Genomic DNA, 19,245 nt, shown 5'->3' with positions numbered 1-19,245 from the left:
GTAACGGTTGGAAATAAGAGAGTTAGAAGCAATGGCGTTATCAGAACAACAAACAACACAAGCACTTGCTGAAGAACTCGATGTGATCACTATTGTCATTAACGAACAATCACATCAAGTTGCCAGTGCGTCAAATCTACAGCAAATCATCCACCAGTTTGAGCTGCCAGAAATGGGGTGTGTTTTTGCAATTAACAACAATGTTGTGCCGCGCAGTGAGTGGGCGAGCACAGTACTTTCGCAGGGAGATAGAATCTCTTTGTTTCAAGCTATCGCAGGGGGTTAAAGTCGATGCTTAAAATTGGTGATAAACAGTTTGAATCACGACTGTTCACAGGAACCGGCAAGTTTGCTAATAGCCAATTAATGGCGCAAGCAATTCAAGCTTCAGGCTCTCAATTGGCAACTATGGCGCTAAAGCGCGTCGACGTGAACGACCATCAAGATGATATTTTGAAGCCACTAGTGCAATCGGGCGTAAACTTGTTACCAAACACTTCTGGTGCAAAGAACGCGAAGGACGCTGTGTTTGCTGCGCAACTCGCGCGTGAAGCTTTGGGGACAAACTGGTTGAAATTAGAAATCCACCCTGATCCTAAGTACTTAATGCCGGACCCAATCGAAACACTAGCTGCTGCTGAACAGTTGGTTCGCGAAGGGTTTATTGTACTTCCTTACTGCCATGCAGACCCTGTGTTGTGTAAGCGGTTGGAAGAAGTGGGCTGTGCAGCAGTCATGCCATTAGGCGCGCCGATAGGTTCAAACAAAGGCATCGTTTCTCACGACTTCCTAGAGATTATTATCGACCAGGCCAATGTTCCTGTAGTTGTGGACGCAGGTATTGGAGCGCCTTCTCATGCCGCGCGTGCAATGGAAATGGGCGCCGATGCGGTGCTTGTTAATACGGCTATAGCCGCATCTAGCGATCCAGTTGTAATGGCACAGGCATTTAAAATGGCGGTCGAATCGGGACGTATGGCCTATAAAGCGGGTCTTGCTGGTAAGGTGTCTCACGCAGTCGCATCGAGTCCACTGACTTCATTTTTAGATGAGCTATAGGTTCTAAGCGAGAATAACATGAGCTTTGTTGAACAATTTAAGCAGCTCAATTGGGATGACATTTCGATGTCGATTTATGCCAAGACAGCACAAGATGTTGAACGTGCATTGAATAAGCCCAAGCGTGATCTGGAAGATTTTAAGGCATTGATTTCGCCTGCTGCCGAGCCCTATTTAGAGCAGATGGCTCAGTTGTCTTACACGGCAACTCGTAAACGGTTTGGCAATACTATGTCACTCTATATTCCACTGTACTTGTCTAACCTGTGTGCCAATGCTTGTACTTATTGTGGATTCTCAATGGAGAACCGTATTAAGCGTCGCACCCTAAACAAAGATGAAGTGTCTGCGGAAGTTGAAGCGATTAAACGAATGAAGTTTGATAGCGTTTTGCTGGTAACAGGCGAACACGAGACTAAAGTTGGCATGAACTATTTCCGCGAAATGGTGCCGATGATCAAGCAGCGCTTTAACTATTTGGCAATGGAAGTTCAGCCGCTCGATCAAGAGCACTATGCTGAACTTAAGACCTTAGGCTTGGATGCCGTGATGGTGTATCAGGAAACTTATCATCCTTCTACCTATGCAGAGCACCACTTACGTGGCAACAAGATGGATTTTGAGTATCGATTAGATACCGCAGATCGATTGGCAAAAGCGGGCATTGATAAGATTGGTATTGGCGCTTTGATTGGCTTAGAAGAGTGGCGAACAGATTGCTTTTATGTTGCGGCGCATCTGGATTATCTAGAGCGCACCTATTGGCAAACTCGTTACTCGATTTCGTTCCCGCGATTGCGTCCCTGTGAGGGAGCACTTCAACCAAAGTCGGTGATGACAGATAAACAATTGGTTCAGCTTATTTGCGCTTATCGATTGCTGAATCCAGAAGTTGAGTTGTCTCTTTCGACTCGTGAGTCTCCGAAGTTTAGAGATAATGTTTTACCCTTGGGCATTACTACCATGTCTGCTGCATCAAAAACTCAGCCAGGTGGTTATGCGATGGATGACGTTGAACTGGAGCAGTTTGAGATCAGTGATGAGCGAAGCGCAGCTTCGGTCGAAGATATGATTCGCGCGAAAGGGTTCGATCCTGTTTGGCGAGATTGGCACTCGGCTTATTCAGGCTTGTCTTAAAAATAGTGTTTCACGTGAAACACACGCAATAAAAAGAGGGTTGATGCATTACATCAACCCTCTATTCTTATCCAGTTATCCAGTTATCCAGTTATCCAGTTATCCAGTTAAGTTATCCAGTTATCCAGTTATCCAGTTATCCAGTTATCCAGTTATCCAGTTTCTAGCCATGAGCAAGTGGTACAGTTGCCTGACGCAGCCAATCCTTCACTTCACCTTCTACTAGAGGGCTGATCTCATCCCAGACTTTTTGATGATAGTCATTCAGCCAAGCTAGCTCTGGTCGAGTCAGCATATCTACATTGATGTTACGCTTGTCGATCGGGCAGCGTGTAAGTGATTCAAAAGACAGAACAGGGAAGTCGCCGTTGGTAGGCGTTTCGACAACAAGTTCTAGGTTCTCGATACGAATACCAAATGCGTCAGCGCGGTAGTAACCTGGCTCATTCGATAACACCATGCCTTTTGTTAAAGGAACATCGATTTGTCGCTTGGAAATACTAGCCGGTCCTTCGTGGACACTTAGGAAGTGACCAACACCATGACCGGTACCATGATCGTAATCATAGCCTTCTGCCCACAGATGCTGACGCGCGAGCGTATCAATTTGGTAACCTCGTGTACCTTTAGGGAAACGCGCACGAGCGACACCGATATGACCTTTTAGCGCAAGTGTGAATTGCTTAATCATCTCTTGTGATGGTTGACCGATAGCGATAGTACGCGTGATGTCTGTGGTGCCATCCAGGTACTGACCACCCGAGTCGACAAGGTAAAGCGTGTTCAATTCAAGCTGACCAGGCTCTGGCTGATTCTCGTGGTTGTAGTGGCACATCGCTGCGTTGCCGCCTGCTGCTGAAATCGTATCGAAACTAAGATCCATCAGAGTTGGGTCTTCACTACGAAATGCTTCTAGCTTATCTGACAAGGTTGCTTCGTCATTTAGGCTACCTGCGGCTACTTCAGCATCTAGCCAGCAGAGGAATTTGCTCATCGCAACGCCATCACGGATATGACATGCTTTCATGCCAGCGATTTCAACTGCATTCTTCGCCGCTTTTGGCATCAAGCAAGGATCAGCTTTGCTAACTACAGTTGCGCCTGCATTTTGTAGAATTAGCTTAAACCATGCGTTACTTGTTGCCGGATCCACCAGTACTTTCTTTCCGTTTAGAGTTTCTAAACGCGCTTGTAAAGCTTCAGGATGATGAACCGTTACGTCTGTCCCTACGTGTGCATCAAATTCTGCAGGTAGTCGAGCAGGGTCGAGAAAGAATTCTACGCTTGAGTCTGAATGAAGAATCGCGTGAGAAAGCAAAACTGGTAGTCGTGATACGTCAAGGCCGCGGACGTTAAGCAACCAGCAAACTGAATCAAGAGCGGTAATCACTGCGCTGTCTGCACCAGACTTTTTAACTAGTTGCGCGATTTCTTGGCGTTTACTTTGACTAGATTGTCCGACCGCTTCCGTCGCCATTAGGCGAACATCAGAAACCACAGGAGCAGGGCGATCGTGCCAAAGCTCATCAATTGGGTTACTGTCGAGGATCTTTAACTCAAGTGTGTCGGCAAGTTTTGCTTGTGCCACGTCTAACCAATCAGAGTTGTGCATGCGCGGGTCGATGGCTACAGATGCACCATTAACTAGTTGGTCTTTAATCCAATCTAACGCAGGCTCTTCAATAAGGTGACGATATTCGAACAGATCAGCAGGTACCTGTTTAGTCACTTGTACTGTATAGCGACCATCAACAAAAATAGCGGCTTTATCTTTGGTGATTACTGCAGCACCAGCAGAACCGGTAAAACCTGTTAGCCAATGTAAACGCTCATTATGTGCAGGTACGTATTCGCCCAAATATTCGTCTTCATGTGGGATAAGTAGGGCGTCAATATTGTTCTGCGCTATCCAGTGACGAATCGCGGTTAGGCGCTGTTCTGTTGTTGTAAGCATCTATGTTAATCCTTCATATTATTATGGCGTCCATATCGACGAGAGTGACTAAAATTGGACGATGCGAATAAGCTACTCTTTTTACCGTCAGCCTGCAAATTATCTAAGAGCAGTGGTTTTATCGCGGATAATTTGTCGTAACCAAGACAAGGCAGGGTCATTTTCTCTATCTCTATGCCAGAACAAAGTGTAAGCCATAGGAGGAAACTCCATCGGCAGTGGTAGCACAGTTAAATCGAGTTGTTTTGATGCGAGTTTGACGAAGTGACTTGGTGCGGTAAAGACAAAGTCGGTGTACGAGCACAGGCTAGCCGCGCTGTTAAAGTCAGGCACCGTAATCGCGATATCACGCTCTTTACCGATATCCGCCAAACGATAATCTAGCAGCCAGCGCTCATTGCCGTCACACCTAACTTGTACGTGACGTTGATTCAGATAGTTTTCGAGATTCCAGTTTTGGTTAAGGGCAGGGTGCTGCTTACGCACTAAGCACATTTGGTTATCGCGATAGATTTCTTGCTCACAAATATCGCTAGGAGGCAGCATAGTTAACTTTGCGTCATTAATATCAATGTCTTTGCCAGTAATGCCTAAGTCAATTTCCCCACGCTGTATTTGCCTAAATGTCTCTTCTGCCCAAGCGTGAGTACTTATGGTCACCCCTGGAGCACGCTTAAATATCTCCGGCAAAAAATGAGGGAGAATAAGTGGGTAAACGCTCTCCACCGCAGCAATCTGATAGCGATAGTCACTTGAACTAGGCGAGAACTGTTCCGGCTGAGTCAGTTGTTCTAGCTGGTTTATCAGCACCTCAAGTTTAGGTTTTAAAAACAGCGCTTTAGGCGTAGGTTTAAGGCCATGAGCATGGCGAACAAACAAAGGGTCGTCAAACTGTGTTCTTAGCTTGGCTAAACTCTTGCTCACAGCGGACTGGCTTAAGCAAAGTCGGTGCGCAGCGCGAGTGACGTTGAGCTCTTCTATTAAAACACGCAAACAAACCAATAAGTTGAGATCGATGCGCGCAAGCTTTTCTATATTCATTAGAAATTCTCAATGGGAATAACATTGATGACTATACGTCATTGGTTGGCATATCTAGTTTAGCTTAGAATATCGACAAATTCATCAAGTGCATCGGAGTTCAAAGTGCAAGCGGTAAGTGAAAGTTCCCCACGTAAATCACAGTTAGTGTTGTTAACACTGCTGGTTCTATTTAGCCCATTAGCGATAGACATATACTTGCCAGCACTACCAATGATCTCTTCTACGTTCCACGTGGAACATGCACTAGCTCAAGACACAATTACATGGTTCTTGTTTGCAATGGGTGTAGGGCAACTCTTTGCTGGCCCTTTAGCAGATAAACTAGGACGTCGAACTGTTGCATTGGGAGGCGTGAGTATCTATGCCGTGAGCGCTTTATTGGCGTGGAGTGCTCAGAATATTGAGTGGATGCTCATGTCTCGACTGCTACAAGGCTTAGGTGCGTGTGCGACATCGGTAGCGGCCTTTGCAACAGTTCGCGATATCTTTGGGCCGCAGAAAAGTGGCAAAATGATCAGCTACCTCAATGGTGCTATCTGCTTCATTCCTGCCTTAGCTCCTATTTTAGGCAGTTGGCTAACACAGCAATTCGGTTGGCGCTCTAACTTTAGTTTTATGGCCGGATTTGCTGCTGTGGTTCTAGTCATGCTTTGGACAGGACTAAAAGAGACTAATCCTCAATTGAGCAAAGAACCCGTTTTCAAGCTCAACCGTTATCTTGATGTTGTGAAAACACCGACCTTCCTTTTCCACGCGACGTTATGCATGCTGGCAATGGCTGTCATTCTCGGCTATGTCACCTCTGCCCCCGTTGTGTTGATGGAAAACTTAGGCTTGTCGATGAATCAATTTACTATGTGGTTTGGTATCAATGCGGCAATTAACATCGTAGCTTGTATGAGTGCGCCTAAGTTCATGGATAAGTTTGGTACTCATAAAGCTTTGTCAGTGGGTATTATTACTTTGGCGATTGCTGGTATTACTATGTTGGCAATGAAAGACCAAGTAACGGCCTTTGCTTTCATGTTGCCAATCTTTATGTCTTCTATTGGTTTTGCGTGGATTCTGGGTGCCGCTGCAGGCAAAGCTCTAGCGCCTTTTGGTGATAAAGCAGGTACAGCAGCAGCACTATTAGGACTGTTTCAGATGAGTGGTTCAGGCTTAGTGGTTGGCACCGTTCAGCGAATTGGTATGGAGCCACAAGTGATGATTGCGACGCTGATGCTGATCGTTGTTCCTGCGTTAGCAATTCTTTGGTCGAAAACAGGGAAAACTTGGCATCACGCAATGGCTTAGAGGTACTGACAAGCCTTGATAATCTAACCAAACGATGTATATTTGAGCTTCTTATTTCGAGTTCTGTGGATAAATCACAACGATGTCAATGACAACATACGAGATGGCTCGTTTATTGGAGCAACTAGAAGAGGCTCCAGAAAAGGTCATGTTTGGTAAACTTTTGAGTGAATTAGGCAATCAAAGTGGTGAGCGTATTCGCAGTGCCGCAAAACAGGTGCCATTGCCAATTCTGCGCGATATGGTTTATCAGTTCCAGCAGGTGATTGACTCACGTAAAGGTGAGCAGATTGAGTCGCTGGCGAAAGAGATCGCCGAGCAAGGTATTTCCGTTGATGATCTCAAGCACTACCTAAGCTCGAAATAGTCAGGCTTTACAAATACTAAAACTCGCTACGGCGAGTTTTTTTATGGGTTAACGTTTCGATTGATCGGGTTTTGCAAAGAGATAAGGGTTTCAGTCGATTGCACTTCATCAATCGCTTGTAGCTTATCGATAAGAACGTATTGCAGCTCTTCAATGGAGCGGCACATGAGTTTAACGAAAATATTGTATGCGCCAGTGGTGTAATAAGCTTCGACCACTTCTTCTAAAGCGTTGAGCTTTTCAAGCGCAGAATGATAGTCTCGCGCGGCATTGAGGTTAATACCGATAAAGCAGCATACGTCGTAGCCGAGTTTCTTGGTATCAACAATGACTTCAGTACCCTGGATAATATCACCAGCTTTCATTTTCTCGATTCGTACATGAATCGTCGCCGGGCTGACTTCAAACTGCTTAGCCATTTCGGCATAAGGGGTTCGAGCATCTTCCATTAAAGTTTTTAAGATTGCTTTGTCCAAGTCATCAAGTTTAATACCGTGTGCTTGCATGTAAGTCCTTGTAAATCAGCCTAACTTAGTGGAATAAGTACAAATTATCACCAGTGGTGATACAATTATATCTATATTCCTTTGATTTTGAGACTATTTTAGTGCGTTTGTGCCTCCTCCTACTAGCGCTAGTTGTCAGCTTTGTTGCGCGAGCAAATGAGAAAGATGTGTTAGTGGTCCACTCTTATCACCAAGGGTTCTTTTGGACAGATACATTTCAGAGTGGTCTAGAGCATCAGCTTAGCGACACCTATATCTCTACTCGAGTACTTTATCTTGATACCAAACGAATGCAGAGTGAGGCTTATTTGGATCAGCTTTACTCACTGTATAAAACCAAGTTTGAACAAGAAAAATTCAAAGCCATTGTCGTCAGTGACAATAATGCATTAATCCTAATGAACAGGCTGGCTGATGTGATTGGTGATACGCCAGTTATCTTTGGTGGTATCAATAACTACAGCCCTTACATGCACCGAGATTTAAACGCGACTGGAGTTATTGAAGATATCGATCTCTACAGCAATATTTCGCTGATAGAACGCATTCAACCCGAAGTTAAATCAATCTACATTATTAGTGACCACTCGGTGACAGGCGCCGCTGTTCGCGCTCAAGTTGGTCAGTTCTTATCGAATTACCCAAACTACTACAGCAAAATCATCTCCTTTATTCCAGACACTTTTGATCAGCTATTAGAAATGGTTCAGCAGCTGGATAGTCATTCTAGTGTACTTTTTTGGATCTACTACCGAGAGCGAGATGGTTCTGTGGTCGCAACTAAAGCTCAGTGGGAGAAGCTGAACCAACTATCTCTTGCGCCAATCTATATGGTGCATGATTTAGGCTTGGGATCTGGAACGGTTGGAGGAGTGATTCAAAGTGGTCGCCAACACGGTCAACAGACGGCTGAGCTGTTGATGAAAGTTCTGGAAGAAGAATCTAAACCATTGCCTAGGGTTGAAGTGGGCATTCCGGAAATCAAACTCGACTACCAAGCTGTGCTCAAATGGGGTTTAGGTATCGAGGGGGAGGCGACGTCGATCATTTTCAATAAACCACAATCTTTTACCGATCGTTATCAACAAGAAATTAAGATTGTAGGTAGTGTAGTTCTTTTCCTTTCCTTGATTATCATGGGGCTCATTTACTACCTCAGCCGTATCAAACGCAGCGAGCAATTAGCAAAAGATAGCCAGACACTTATAGAGATGGTGTTTGACCAAAGCTATCATTTTATTGGTGTTCTTGATGACAATGGACATATTACTTCTAGTAACAGCAAGCTGCAGGATTTGCTCTATGACCAAAATTTTAGTGTAGATAGACCCATCTGGCAGCATAGGCATTGGGAGCAGGAAGCGTCACAGCAATTGAAGCAGTTCTTTACCACTGAGCATGATACGCTGGCTCAGTTTGAAGCCGAAATTTGGCATTCAGATCAAGGCTCAATAGTGCTAGAGCTTTCGCTTAAACCGATTCCAATACCCGATAAAGGCACTCAATACTTACTGGAAGCTCGCGATATTACCTCACGTAAGATTACCGAGGAGCGCCTGTTTCAACGTGAAGCTAACCTCAGTCATTACTATGATCAGCAACCCGTGATGATGCTGACTCTTGATGAACAAAATCGCATTCAACAAGTGAATCAGTTTGCCGAGCAGTTGTTAGGTTATGCGGCTGATGAGGTGCTAGGTCATCGGTTAAGGGAGTTCTATTTCCACGAGGCAACGCTGATACCTCGGCAAGTATTATTACAACCCAAGCTTGCTATAAAAGGGGTGTGGCGACGTGAGGTCGAATATCGTCACGCTAATGGGCACACGGTGTGGGTTCGAGAAAACATTCGTCCTTTGGCGGAATCTGGGCACCTGCTGATTGTTGGTGAGGATGTCACCGAGACTAAAGCGCTGTCGGAACAGCTTCAATATCAAGCGCAGCATGACTTGCTTACCGGTACCTACAGCCGAAACTACTTCGAAGCGGAACTAGAAAAAGCTTTGAAGGAAGTAGAAAGCTACACTCGAACGCATGCCATGCTATATATCGATCTCGATCAGCTTAAGGTACTCAATGACACTGCAGGTCATGAAGCGGGCGATGCTGCGATTCAGTTCTGTGCCAGCATGCTAGAAGAAACACTGCCTTACAACACGATATTGGCGCGCATGGGGGGAGACGAATTCGCAATCCTTCTCAAAGACTGTACCGAAGTTGATGCTAAGAAACTGGCAACAACCATCATTAATACCTTAAGCGAACATGCCTTTATCTGGGAAGACATCAGGCTCAACCTAAATTGCTCGATTGGTATTCGCTTAATAGACCATACCGCCTCTTCGCCACAAATGGTTCACGCTCAAGCGGATACGGCTTGTCATATTGCTAAGGAAGAAGGGCGAAATCGATACAGTATGTACTGTCTTGATGACCAAGAACTACGTCGTCGTGAGCAAGAGATGGAAAGCGTTAACCTAGTTCACAACGCCCTAGCCAATAACAGACTAGAGCTGTTTGCTCAGCAAATCCTTGATTTAACGGGTGAAGAGCAGGGTATTCACTTCGAAATTTTGGTTCGAATCAGAAACGTGGATGGAGAGTACATCTCACCGGGTATCTTTATGCCTGCCTCTGAGCGTTACAACATCGCCCATTTAATCGATAAGCAGGTTGTGAGTCAGACCTTGGATTGGTTTGAACAACACCCACATGCGCTAGAGCAACTGGGGCTGTGTTCGATAAATCTGTCAGGTCACTCAATGGGCAATAAAGAGTTTACGGCTTACTTGCTTGAGAAATTGAAATCGAGCTCAGTGCCGTGCGAGAAAATCTGTCTTGAGATCACCGAGACGGCAGCCATGAGCAACATGAATCAAGCGATAGAGTTCTTTGGACAACTGAAAGCGCTGGGCTGTTGCATCGCGCTAGACGATTTTGGCTCGGGTCTTTCTTCATTTGGCTACCTGAAAAAACTTCCGGTCGATATCGTAAAAATTGACGGCATTTTTGTCCGCGACATGGACACCAATGAGATGGATCATTTAATGGTGCGCTCAATTAACGATCTTGCTCGCCAGATGGGCAAGCAAACCGTCGCTGAGTTTGTCGAAAATGCTCAGATTATTGAGCTATTGATGGAGCTCGGAGTCGATTATGCTCAAGGTTACGTCATCGGCAAACCGAAACCACTTGCTGAGCTAGTATCAGAGCTAACGCCACAACAGAATACTTAGTGAAATAGCTCAAGATCCAGTAAACTGCGGCTGAGTCACTGATACTACCCTAGGAACATTGCGTGCAACTACAACTGCTATGTGAAGACCAAACACAATCTGAACGTTTTCAACAGATAACCCAACGCTGGGAGTTAACTCATAGCGATGACAGCCCATTTGCTCTTGTGCTCACTGAACAGCGTTTGGAGTTACGCAAGTTGGATGAGCCAAAACTAGGCGCTATCTTTGTTGATTTAGCCAGTGGTGCAGTTGCACACAGGCGTAAATTTGGTGGTGGCAAAGGTCAGGCGATCGCCAAAGCGGTCGGCTTAAATAAAGGTGCCACACCAACGATACTTGATGGTACGGCAGGTCTTGGGCGTGACGCTTTCGTACTGGCTTCATTAGGCTGTAAAGTTCAAATGGTTGAGCGTCATCCTGTTGTCGCAGCGTTATTGGATGACGGACTAACCCGAGCCAAAAGCGACCCTGAAATCGGAGCGTGGGTGAGCGAGCGGATGTCATTGATTCACGCATCTAGTCATAATGCACTGAGCCAACTTGCTGAAGACCCTGAGTTTGTTAAACCAGATGTGGTTTATCTCGACCCTATGTACCCGCACCCTGAAAACAAGAAAAAAAGCGCGTTAGTGAAAAAAGAGATGCGCGTTTTTCAGTCTTTAGTCGGTGCCGATCATGACGCTGATGGACTGTTGGAACCCGCCTTAGCCCTTGCTACTAAAAGGGTGGTGGTGAAAAGGCCTGACTATGCAGACTGGCTCAATCAACAAAAACCTATGATGGCTATCGAGACCAAAAAAAATCGTTTTGATGTTTATGTTAATGCATCAATGACTTAGCGAACACTGTATCAATAGTGCGATTTTTGTCCTTGCTAATTCGTTATCAAGCAGGTATATCTTACTAAGAACTATTCGTATTCTTAGCTGGAGTTGTAGCGTGGCTAAACGTTTCTGTAAGATGAATCGCAAGCAAATTGCGGAAAATTTGGGTGATATCCATCGTTTGGTGGTTGAACCTAAATACCTTTGCCGTTCCTGTGCTCGTTCGTCTGCTTCTAAAGACTCTCTTTGCAAGCCAGCTGCTATTCCCCCTCAAGCATGTCAAAACAAACCGTTAGAGCAACAACAGAGCTGCGCTTTACTTGCAGAAGCTTTGCCTGCTGCTCCAGTCAATCAAACTTCAGAGCAAAAAGCACAAGCGGTCAGAAGAGTGGTTGAGAAGGTCAAAGAGAAAGCCTTGCTGCAGAAAGCGCAACTGCAAACTAGCCAAGCGGAAACTGTAGACAGTGAAATATTTGATTTAGAAGATAAAAAAGCGCTTAAAAAAGCTAAGAAAGCGATAAAGAAACACTACAAACAACAGAAGAAGTTGCTCAAGCTTGCAGATAAGCAACGTAAGCTGCTAAAGAAACAGAAAAAATTGGAAAATAAGGTGAGCTTGTCGCGATTAATCGCACAAAAGTCAGAAGCGCAAACTAGTTCAAACCTTCATTAATCCTCCAAATAGTAAAAAGCTCTCCATTAATGGAGAGCTTTTTTGCATCTAATGATTCTAATTACTGTGGATTGGCTTGATAGCTCTGCTCAACTTTACGCTTAACCCAAGTTTCGTTGACCCATAAAGAAAGCAAGATAATAGATCCACCGATACACAATTGAGTGATATCCACATCTCGATTCCAAATCACAATGTTAACGATGAGACCAGCAGGCACCAACGCATTGTTCATTACCGCTAGCGCTCCTGCATTGACCATGGTTGCGCCTTTGTTCCAAGCAAAGTAACCGAGACCAGAAGCAATCAGGCCTAAATAAACCAAAACACTCCACTGGGTCGTCGTGGTTGGCATTTTGTCTAGATTACCCATTAAGGCGAAAGCGACCGTCGCGACACACAAAGCGCCTAAATAGAAGTAACCAAAAATAGCATGTTGTGGCAGATCGACATGGTATTTCTCCATTAGATACTTATAGCCAACTTGGCCAATGGCGAAACAGACATTAGCGCCTTGAACCACTAAGAAACCGACGATGAAATTCTCATTGATTCCAGCGAACTTAATAAAGGCTGCGCCAGCGACAGCGATGACTGCTGTTACTAGATACCATGGTGAGAAGCGACGTTTAAGTAGATCGTAAATTAGCGTGACATAAATTGGTGTAAAGACGGTAAACAGCAGCACTTCTGGTACAGAAAGTAATAGGAAAGATTGGTAGTAGAAGCAATACATTAGGCCAAGTTGGAAGCCACCAACGACCATCAGCTTGGCAATCAGCCCTTTATCGACTCCTTTGAACTTAAGAAATGGTAGGAAAACCAAGCTCGCTAATGCCACACGCATTAAGACCGAGAACCAAGAATCAACCTGACCCGCGAGATAAACACCGATCAGGCTGAATGAAAACGCCCACAATAAAGTGACCGCAGATAAATAACCCATGATTAAGACTCATTCGCAAAAACTATGGGTGCAGTGTAACTCTATTTAGTCTTTGAGTGGTACTACCAACATATCAACTGGCGAGCAATTAATTAGCTGGCGAGTTGAAGATAGCAGCTTGCTCCAAAAATCTTGGTGGTGGCCGCACACCACGAGGTCGATATTGAACTCTTTAATGGTGTCGCACAGTTCATTGTTCAGATCACCGCTGCCGACCAGCGTGTGCTTAATTGGGAAATCGGCATGGTCCGCCAAATTTTGTAACTGCTTTTGTGAGGCTTCGATAGCCTGATGCTGGGTTTCAGCCAGATTAATATCAATTAGGCCAGTATAGAGCTCGGCGTAGTTAACATCGATATGGACAAATGACACCGACGCGTTGAGTGGTTTTGCCAAGGACACGGCTCTTTCGACCAAGAGTTTGCTGTCCTCTGAGAGGTCGATGGCAACCAAAATATGTTGATAACTCATAGTGCTATCTCCTTGTAAGAGTCTTAATTAAAGATTAGCACCTTGAGTTAATAAATTTTGCTGAAGTGATCTCAGATCCACATTTGGCATACAAAGTGTTATGGTTGTGAACATGATATAGTCAATTTAACTTCATAGACTTAGTAGGAGTGGTAAATGCTTTCTCAAGCAATGGTCGATCAATTGAATGAGCAAATTAATCTCGAATTTTTCTCATCCAATCTATACTTACAAATGAGTGCTTGGTGTGAAGACAAAGGATTTGAAGGTGCAGCTGAATTTTTACGCGCACACGCCGTAGAAGAAATGGAGCACATGCAGCGTCTTTTCACATACGTGAGTGAGACAGGTGCGATGCCTATTCTAGGTGCAATTGAAGCACCGAAGCACGAGTTTAATAGCCTAGGTGATGTCTTCCGTGAGACGTTTGAACACGAGCAGATGATTACGGAAAAAATCAACAAACTAGCTCATGTTGCGTTTACATCACAAGACTATTCTACGTTCAACTTCTTACAGTGGTACGTTGCAGAGCAGCACGAGGAAGAGAAGTTATTTAAAGGGATCTTAGATAAGTTAGATCTAGTTGGCGAAGACGGCAAAGCGCTGTTCTTTATCGACAAAGATTTAGCAGCTTTGGCAAAAGAAGGTTCATCTTCAATTATGGATGCCCCTGCTGAATAAATTTCAGCGTAAGACACTCTAAGCAGATCGTCTTTTTCTCTGGGCATACAAGAAGATGTAGGGAGGAAAAGATGATCTATGCTGACACAATTCTATTTGCGCTAATGATGGTAACTCTAGTCAATATGGCTCGTTACCTTACTGCACTGCGCTCTCTTATATACATCATGCGTGAAGCTCACCCGTTACTTTACCAACAAGTTGATGGTAACGGTTTCTTTACCACTCATGGTAATGTCACTAAGCAAGTTCGTTTGTTCCACTACATCAAGAGCAAAGAGTATCACCACCATCATGATGAAGTGTTTACCGGAAAATGCGATAGAGTCCGTGAGCTATTTATTCTTTCGACCTCTTTACTCGCGGTAACCTTATTGGCAGCGATGATTCTTTAGGTCAATTGGCATTCGCTCAAAATGCCGTTAAAATAGTCGCGCAAATGGCGAAGGATGTGCATCAGGCACATCCTTTTTTATTGGTTTTTATTTGAGTAGTAGTTCATGACAGAGAAGTTTGATGTCGTCATCATAGGCGCAGGTGCCGCTGGGCTGATGTGTGCAGCAGAAGCTGGCAAACGCGGTCGTAAAGTGTTGGTGCTTGATCATGCCAAAAAGCCTGGACGTAAAATCTTAATTGCTGGTGGCGGTCGCTGTAACTTCACTAATTACGATGTGTCAGCCAACAACTTCCTGTGTCAGAACCCTCATTTCGTTAAATCTGCGCTGTCTCAATACACCAACTGGGACTTTATCTCTATGGTCAGTAAACATGGGATTGAGTTTGAAGAGCGAGATCATGGCCAGCTATTTTGTGTCGGTGACTACAACTCAAAAGACATCGTTAAAATGTTATTGGCTGAGTGTGACTTACCAAGCGTGACTCAACGTTATCAGCAAGATGTCCATCATATCGAGAAGACTGAGGCGGGCTTCGAGCTACATGCCAATACCAGTGTGATCGAATGTGAGTCGCTAGTCGTGGCGACAGGTGGTCTTTCCATGCCGAAACTGGGCGCGACGCCATTTGGTTATAAAGTGGCAGAGCAGTTTAATCTCAGCGTTGTACCCACCAGTGCGGGTCTTGTGCCTTTCACTTTGCACAAAGAAGATAAAGAAGCGTTTGCTGAGTTGTCTGGTATTGCCATTCCGGCTGAAATCACAGCTCAAGATGGAACCGTGTTTAAAGAGGCACTACTGTTTACTCACCGCGGTTTATCGGGGCCTTCAGTATTGCAAATCTCGTCGTTCTGGAAAGCGGGGCAAAAAGTCACTATCAACCTAGTTCCGGAAGTTGACGTTAATGAGCTACTGCAACGCTCACTAGAGAAGCACCCAAACCAGAGCCTGAAAAACACCTTGGCTAAAGTGCTACCTAAGCGCCTTGTCGAGGTCCTGATAGAGCGTAAGGTATTTGCAGACAAACCCCTTAAACAGTTCAATGCTAATCAGCTAGAAGCGGTCACCGCTCAGCTTGAAAACTGGCAGATTGCGCCGAATGGAACGGAAGGGTACCGCACAGCAGAAGTAACTCTCGGTGGCGTTGATACTAACCACCTCTCCTCAAAAACCATGGAGTGTAAGCAGGTTAAAGGCCTGTACTTTATTGGTGAGGTTATGGATGTCACGGGCTGGCTTGGTGGCTACAACTTCCAATGGTGTTGGAGTTCCGGTTTCGTTGCAGGGCAATGGGTCTAGCCTGAATGGATTGAAAAAGCGGAAGAGTCTAGGCTCTTCCGTTTTCCATTGAAGGGAAATAAGCAGAATTGAAGGGGTTATAATTTATCCGCAGCAACTGTTTTAATACTGGTCCAGTTGGTGTTTGCATCCTGAATGAAGCCTTGAGTATCCTCTAACCAGCGCTGTTGTACCGTTTTGTCTAGATTGAGATAAAGCTTGCCGTCTTCAATTTTCCACGCTTGCGGGTCTGTTTCAAACTTCTTGCCCATTGCTACCCCAAATGCGCAGTAGCCACCATACTGAGGGGCGAAAGCTTGGGGATCCGCTTTGAATTGATCGCGGTTTTCACCGCTCGCGAAGTGATAAATGGCATTTTTATAGGTAGCGGAAAACTGTGGATTGCCCTGCACAGCACCTTGGTCAGTAAAGTATGCGACTGGATCATAACCTTTGATTGCTAGATCATTGTCATCCACACTCATATCTATATCTGCTGCCATCAGTGAGAAACTGGTTCCGAGTAGCGCTGCCATAAGAGTCAGCTTTTTACCGGTTGATTTAATGCGTGCCATAACAAGCTCCTTGCCTATGTTTGGTTATCTTGTATGAAATAAATTAGCCGACTTATCCGGTCTATAGAGGGACTAAAAGTCTAAAAAGTACGCGAATCGTTCGGAGGTAACATGGATCTGCTGTCAAAATTGATGGGGCACTTTTCTATCCGCACTGGTGTTTTCTATTCTGGCCAATTATGCGGCGTCTCTTCGTTCAAGCAGAGTCCGCATAACCAAGGGCATCTTCATGTGCTTAAATCTGGTCATTTGAAGTTGGCAAGCTCATTGGGGAGTGCGCATCACCTAACGCAACCCAGCATCATTTATCTACCTAGTAGTACGCCGCATGTGATAGAAGGCGTCGCTGAGGGGGCAGACCTCGTTTGCGCTAATGTTGAGTATCGCGCAGGGCAGGTGAACCCTCTGTTGTCGGCATTGCCAGATGTCGTGGTCATCCCGTTTGAAGTCGCCCCTAACTTAACGCCAGTGATTGAGCTGTTGTTTCAAGAGTCGCATAGCGAGTCTGCAGGGCAGCAATTTATGATGGATAAGTTGAGCGATACATTGATGGCACTGATCTTTCGCTACTTAATTGACGAGCAAAAGATAGAGCAGGGACTCTTCTCCGCTTTAGCACATCCACGCTTGGCAGCCGTTGTATCGGCAGTTCACCAACTACCAGCCCGTCATTACACTATTGCCGAAATGGCTTCGTTAGCGGCGATGTCACGCACTCAGTTTATTGAAACCTTTAAGCAGGTTGTCGGTGACACCCCTGGAGATTATGTGCAGAAGTGGCGAGTGTCGGTTGCTCAATCTTTATTGCTAAAAAACAAACCTCTTAACTGGGTTGCTGATGAAGTTGGATATGGTAGCTACTCTGGCTTTTCTCGCGCTTTTCAACATGTTTCGGGTACTTCTCCACGCCAGTGGCTACAAGACTCAAAGCAATAAGTTACCCCATTTTATGAAAGGCTTATCGACCTAGTTGTTAATTTCTGTCCTATATTAAATGGGGAGAAGAGAGCAAGGAGTAACCTCTATGAGTCAACAAGCACTGATTTCTCGTATTAACGAGTTGCCGCGAATCGAAAGTGTACTGCAAGAGTTGTTGGAAATGGTCAACCGAGATTCGATCGACTTCGGTGAACTCGCCCATAAGATGGCAATGGATCAGGTATTGTTGGCAAGGGTTCTAAGGATGGCAAACTCTGCTCAATTTGGTGGTGTTAAAGGGGTGGCGAATATTAATGATGCCATTGTTCGTATCGGAATTGGTGCTATTCGTAACCTAATTTCTTCTTCGATACTTGCTTCGACGTTTCCCAAGATAGAAACCCTCAATATCAAAGATTATTGGGCGGCAACCTTTGAAGTAGCAACAATTGCTAGCACCATAGCGAGAGACATCAAACTTGACCCCAATGAGGCCTTTAGTACTGGCGTGCTGCATAACATTGGTGAACTCATGATTCATACTCTAGAGCCTGAAAAAGCGGTCGCCATCAGCCAACGTGTGGCAAGTGGGGAAAATGCCGCTCAGGTGCAAAAAGAAGTACTTGGTGTCGATGCTCAAGAACTCGGAGCCGTGCTTGCCGAAAGCTGGAAGTTCCCTAATCAGCTTGTTGATGCCATCGCCAATGTTAACCACCCAGCTAAAGCGGTAGAGTCGAAACGACTGGCTTGCTTGATGTATCTGGCGCGAGATGCGCATCAACGCTGGGATATGATGTTGGAAGAGAGTGAAAAGCTGAGTTACCTAGAAAACAGTAAAGCGGCTAAAGCACTACATGTATCACCTGAGCTAGCCGCTAAGATTGATGAGGTGCGCGGGCAAGGCAGTGAGCTAGCCTATCAATTATTCTAGATAGGCTAGCTCAACAGACCCTGTTGGTGTTAACGTGTTGTTATACCGGCTGTTTGGCGTGATCTTTTTTGCCAAATTTGATCTGCTGGATCACTAAGCCAGTAATGATCAGTACCAAGCCGACCAAAGTCGATGGGTGAATTTGTTCGCCAATTATCGTTGCTAGCAACATCAGCGAGATAAAAGGGGAAGCAAAGATAAGGTTACTCAAACGCGATGTGTTTTGAGTTAATTTAAGTGCACTCAGCCACAGAACAAAAGTAATCCCCATCTCAAACAGGCCGACATAGCTGACGGCTAGCCATCCTTGTGTTGATATATGGCTAAAGCTCAGCCCTTCATACAGCGTTAAACCAATTGCGAATGGAATCGCAACCAGAAAGCCGAGTAAAACCCCAACAATCGGATCTGCCTTGTTCTTGGTATTTAAAATCCAGTAACTTGCCCAAAGTAGGGTAGAAAACAGTGCCAGACCAACCCCGAGTGGACTTTCAAAGTTTAAGCCAAGCACATCACCCTGAGTGGCAATAACAATTACCCCCAAGTAGCTGAAGGTACAAGCGATCCAGTCTTGCTTACGGATTTTCTGACCTAAAAATACCGCCGCCATCAGAGTAAGTGTAATCGCCCAACTGTAATTGATCGCTTGTGCTTGTGAGGCAGGAAGTAACTCATAAGCTTTAAACAATATGATGTAGTAAGCGAGTGGGTTTATTAGACCTAACAGTAGGTAATACCAAGGATTGGAGAGAAACGTGCTCGGTAGTGTTTTCAGCTTACCTTGCACGGCACAAATCGCCATTAGTGCTAGCGCGGAAACGATACTGGCGACAGTTAGCATTTGGATCGGAGAAAACTCAGCTAAGGTGAGTTTGAATGCGGTGGCAACCGTTGACCAGAGTAGTACTGCTGATAAACCTAAGCCTAAAGCACGGCGCTCGTTCATGA

Annotated in this window: 20 protein-coding genes; 13 read left to right on the top strand and 7 right to left on the bottom strand. The window is 45.1% G+C overall.

Going from position 1 to position 19,245, the window contains the following annotated elements; translation table 11 throughout:
- Positions 1–31: 31 nt before the first annotated feature.
- The 3 genes from thiS to thiH are packed head-to-tail and all read left to right on the top strand — an operon-like array spanning position 32 to position 2,196.
- Complete coding sequence (thiS, locus tag IX91_RS14925; protein WP_004745351.1) at positions 32–286, top strand: sulfur carrier protein ThiS; 255 nt, start codon at positions 32–34, stop codon at positions 284–286.
- Between the two features lie 5 nt (positions 287–291).
- Positions 292–1,059, top strand: coding sequence for a thiazole synthase (locus IX91_RS14920; RefSeq protein ID WP_004745352.1), 768 nt, complete (start codon positions 292–294; stop codon positions 1,057–1,059).
- Positions 1,060–1,077: 18 nt separating this feature from the next.
- Entirely contained in the window at positions 1,078–2,196 is a 1,119-nt protein-coding gene (thiH, locus tag IX91_RS14915) for a 2-iminoacetate synthase ThiH (RefSeq protein WP_004745353.1), read from the top strand.
- A gap of 163 nt (positions 2,197–2,359) precedes the next feature.
- Here the strand turns inward: thiH and IX91_RS14910 are convergent, their stop codons facing one another.
- Entirely contained in the window at positions 2,360–4,150 is a 1,791-nt protein-coding gene (locus IX91_RS14910) for an aminopeptidase P family protein (protein ID WP_004745354.1), read from the bottom strand.
- 99 nt (positions 4,151–4,249) lie between these two features.
- Positions 4,250–5,191, bottom strand: coding sequence for a LysR family transcriptional regulator (locus tag IX91_RS14905; protein ID WP_004745355.1), 942 nt, complete (start codon positions 5,189–5,191; stop codon positions 4,250–4,252).
- A 105-nt stretch (positions 5,192–5,296) separates the two neighbouring features.
- Here IX91_RS14905 and IX91_RS14900 point away from each other — a divergent pair, with 105 nt between their 5' ends.
- Entirely contained in the window at positions 5,297–6,490 is a 1,194-nt protein-coding gene (locus tag IX91_RS14900; RefSeq protein ID WP_004745356.1) for a multidrug effflux MFS transporter, read from the top strand.
- A gap of 82 nt (positions 6,491–6,572) precedes the next feature.
- The gene (tsrA, locus tag IX91_RS14895) at positions 6,573–6,857 is read left to right on the top strand and encodes an H-NS-like global regulator TsrA (protein WP_004745357.1); all 285 of its coding nucleotides are present in this window, start codon (positions 6,573–6,575) and stop codon (positions 6,855–6,857) included.
- Between the two features lie 41 nt (positions 6,858–6,898).
- On the opposite strand, the gene asnC is transcribed toward tsrA, so the two are convergent.
- Positions 6,899–7,363 carry a transcriptional regulator AsnC gene (asnC, locus tag IX91_RS14890; RefSeq protein ID WP_004745358.1) on the bottom strand — a complete coding sequence of 155 codons (465 nt, stop codon included), beginning with the start codon at positions 7,361–7,363 and terminating at the stop codon, positions 6,899–6,901.
- A 101-nt stretch (positions 7,364–7,464) separates the two neighbouring features.
- Between asnC and IX91_RS14885 the strand changes: the two genes are divergently transcribed.
- The 3 genes from IX91_RS14885 (at position 7,465) to IX91_RS14875 (ending at position 12,099) form a co-directional block, all read left to right on the top strand.
- Positions 7,465–10,599 (top strand): EAL domain-containing protein, encoded by a 3,135-nt coding sequence (locus IX91_RS14885; RefSeq protein ID WP_004749258.1) that lies wholly within the window; start codon positions 7,465–7,467, stop codon positions 10,597–10,599.
- Positions 10,600–10,661: 62 nt separating this feature from the next.
- Positions 10,662–11,441, top strand: a complete 780-nt coding sequence (locus IX91_RS14880) for a class I SAM-dependent methyltransferase (RefSeq protein ID WP_004745361.1) — start codon at positions 10,662–10,664, stop codon at positions 11,439–11,441.
- A gap of 100 nt (positions 11,442–11,541) precedes the next feature.
- Positions 11,542–12,099, top strand: a complete 558-nt coding sequence (locus tag IX91_RS14875; protein ID WP_004745362.1) for a hypothetical protein — start codon at positions 11,542–11,544, stop codon at positions 12,097–12,099.
- Between the two features lie 61 nt (positions 12,100–12,160).
- Here the strand turns inward: IX91_RS14875 and IX91_RS14870 are convergent, their stop codons facing one another.
- Together IX91_RS14870 and uspA are read right to left on the bottom strand one after the other, a co-directional pair.
- On the bottom strand, positions 12,161–13,045 hold the full coding sequence (locus IX91_RS14870) for a carboxylate/amino acid/amine transporter (RefSeq protein WP_004745363.1): 885 nt from the start codon (positions 13,043–13,045) through the stop codon (positions 12,161–12,163).
- A 45-nt stretch (positions 13,046–13,090) separates the two neighbouring features.
- Positions 13,091–13,516, bottom strand: a complete 426-nt coding sequence (gene uspA / locus IX91_RS14865) for a universal stress protein UspA (protein WP_004745364.1) — start codon at positions 13,514–13,516, stop codon at positions 13,091–13,093.
- Positions 13,517–13,672: 156 nt separating this feature from the next.
- Here uspA and ftnA point away from each other — a divergent pair, with 156 nt between their 5' ends.
- The 3 genes from ftnA (at position 13,673) to IX91_RS14850 (ending at position 15,894) form a co-directional block, all read left to right on the top strand.
- Entirely contained in the window at positions 13,673–14,200 is a 528-nt protein-coding gene (gene ftnA, locus IX91_RS14860; protein WP_004745366.1) for a non-heme ferritin, read from the top strand.
- A 71-nt stretch (positions 14,201–14,271) separates the two neighbouring features.
- Positions 14,272–14,595 carry a universal stress protein UspB gene (gene uspB / locus IX91_RS14855; RefSeq protein ID WP_004745367.1) on the top strand — a complete coding sequence of 108 codons (324 nt, stop codon included), beginning with the start codon at positions 14,272–14,274 and terminating at the stop codon, positions 14,593–14,595.
- A gap of 105 nt (positions 14,596–14,700) precedes the next feature.
- Complete coding sequence (locus tag IX91_RS14850) at positions 14,701–15,894, top strand: BaiN/RdsA family NAD(P)/FAD-dependent oxidoreductase (protein ID WP_004745368.1); 1,194 nt, start codon at positions 14,701–14,703, stop codon at positions 15,892–15,894.
- A gap of 77 nt (positions 15,895–15,971) precedes the next feature.
- On the opposite strand, the gene IX91_RS14845 is transcribed toward IX91_RS14850, so the two are convergent.
- Positions 15,972–16,448, bottom strand: a complete 477-nt coding sequence (locus IX91_RS14845) for a YHS domain-containing (seleno)protein (protein WP_004745370.1) — start codon at positions 16,446–16,448, stop codon at positions 15,972–15,974.
- 111 nt (positions 16,449–16,559) lie between these two features.
- Here IX91_RS14845 and IX91_RS14840 point away from each other — a divergent pair, with 111 nt between their 5' ends.
- Together IX91_RS14840 and IX91_RS14835 are read left to right on the top strand one after the other, a co-directional pair.
- Positions 16,560–17,384: an AraC family transcriptional regulator gene (locus tag IX91_RS14840; RefSeq protein ID WP_004745373.1), complete on the top strand. Its 825-nt coding sequence runs from the start codon at positions 16,560–16,562 to the stop codon at positions 17,382–17,384.
- A gap of 88 nt (positions 17,385–17,472) precedes the next feature.
- On the top strand, positions 17,473–18,297 hold the full coding sequence (locus IX91_RS14835; RefSeq protein WP_004745375.1) for an HDOD domain-containing protein: 825 nt from the start codon (positions 17,473–17,475) through the stop codon (positions 18,295–18,297).
- 40 nt (positions 18,298–18,337) lie between these two features.
- On the opposite strand, the gene IX91_RS14830 is transcribed toward IX91_RS14835, so the two are convergent.
- Positions 18,338–19,243: a DMT family transporter gene (locus tag IX91_RS14830; RefSeq protein WP_004745377.1), complete on the bottom strand. Its 906-nt coding sequence runs from the start codon at positions 19,241–19,243 to the stop codon at positions 18,338–18,340.
- Between the last annotated feature and the right edge of the window lie 2 nt (positions 19,244–19,245).

Source organism: Vibrio tubiashii ATCC 19109 (assembly GCF_000772105.1).
GTDB classification, from domain to species: domain Bacteria; phylum Pseudomonadota; class Gammaproteobacteria; order Enterobacterales; family Vibrionaceae; genus Vibrio; species Vibrio tubiashii.
The sequence above is the reverse complement of the archived record's forward strand: the minus strand, read 5'-3'. Positions and strand labels throughout refer to the sequence as shown.

What these genes read in the sequence shown, in the direction of transcription:
- IX91_RS14905 (WP_004745355.1), bottom strand. Translation starts at nt 5,191, where the DNA reads ATGAATATAGAAAAGCTTGCGCGCATCGATCTCAACTTATTGGTTTGT.
- uspA (WP_004745364.1), bottom strand. Translation starts at nt 13,516, where the DNA reads ATGAGTTATCAACATATTTTGGTTGCCATCGACCTCTCAGAGGACAGC.
- ftnA (WP_004745366.1), top strand. Translation starts at nt 13,673, where the DNA reads ATGCTTTCTCAAGCAATGGTCGATCAATTGAATGAGCAAATTAATCTC.
- thiH (WP_004745353.1), top strand. Translation starts at nt 1,078, where the DNA reads ATGAGCTTTGTTGAACAATTTAAGCAGCTCAATTGGGATGACATTTCG.
- uspB (WP_004745367.1), top strand. Translation starts at nt 14,272, where the DNA reads ATGATCTATGCTGACACAATTCTATTTGCGCTAATGATGGTAACTCTA.
- IX91_RS14870 (WP_004745363.1), bottom strand. Translation starts at nt 13,045, where the DNA reads ATGGGTTATTTATCTGCGGTCACTTTATTGTGGGCGTTTTCATTCAGC.
- IX91_RS14835 (WP_004745375.1), top strand. Translation starts at nt 17,473, where the DNA reads ATGAGTCAACAAGCACTGATTTCTCGTATTAACGAGTTGCCGCGAATC.
- IX91_RS14845 (WP_004745370.1), bottom strand. Translation starts at nt 16,448, where the DNA reads ATGGCACGCATTAAATCAACCGGTAAAAAGCTGACTCTTATGGCAGCG.
- tsrA (WP_004745357.1), top strand. Translation starts at nt 6,573, where the DNA reads ATGTCAATGACAACATACGAGATGGCTCGTTTATTGGAGCAACTAGAA.
- IX91_RS14850 (WP_004745368.1), top strand. Translation starts at nt 14,701, where the DNA reads ATGACAGAGAAGTTTGATGTCGTCATCATAGGCGCAGGTGCCGCTGGG.
- IX91_RS14910 (WP_004745354.1), bottom strand. Translation starts at nt 4,150, where the DNA reads ATGCTTACAACAACAGAACAGCGCCTAACCGCGATTCGTCACTGGATA.
- IX91_RS14840 (WP_004745373.1), top strand. Translation starts at nt 16,560, where the DNA reads ATGGATCTGCTGTCAAAATTGATGGGGCACTTTTCTATCCGCACTGGT.
- IX91_RS14830 (WP_004745377.1), bottom strand. Translation starts at nt 19,243, where the DNA reads ATGAACGAGCGCCGTGCTTTAGGCTTAGGTTTATCAGCAGTACTACTC.
- thiS (WP_004745351.1), top strand. Translation starts at nt 32, where the DNA reads ATGGCGTTATCAGAACAACAAACAACACAAGCACTTGCTGAAGAACTC.
- asnC (WP_004745358.1), bottom strand. Translation starts at nt 7,363, where the DNA reads ATGCAAGCACACGGTATTAAACTTGATGACTTGGACAAAGCAATCTTA.
- IX91_RS14920 (WP_004745352.1), top strand. Translation starts at nt 292, where the DNA reads ATGCTTAAAATTGGTGATAAACAGTTTGAATCACGACTGTTCACAGGA.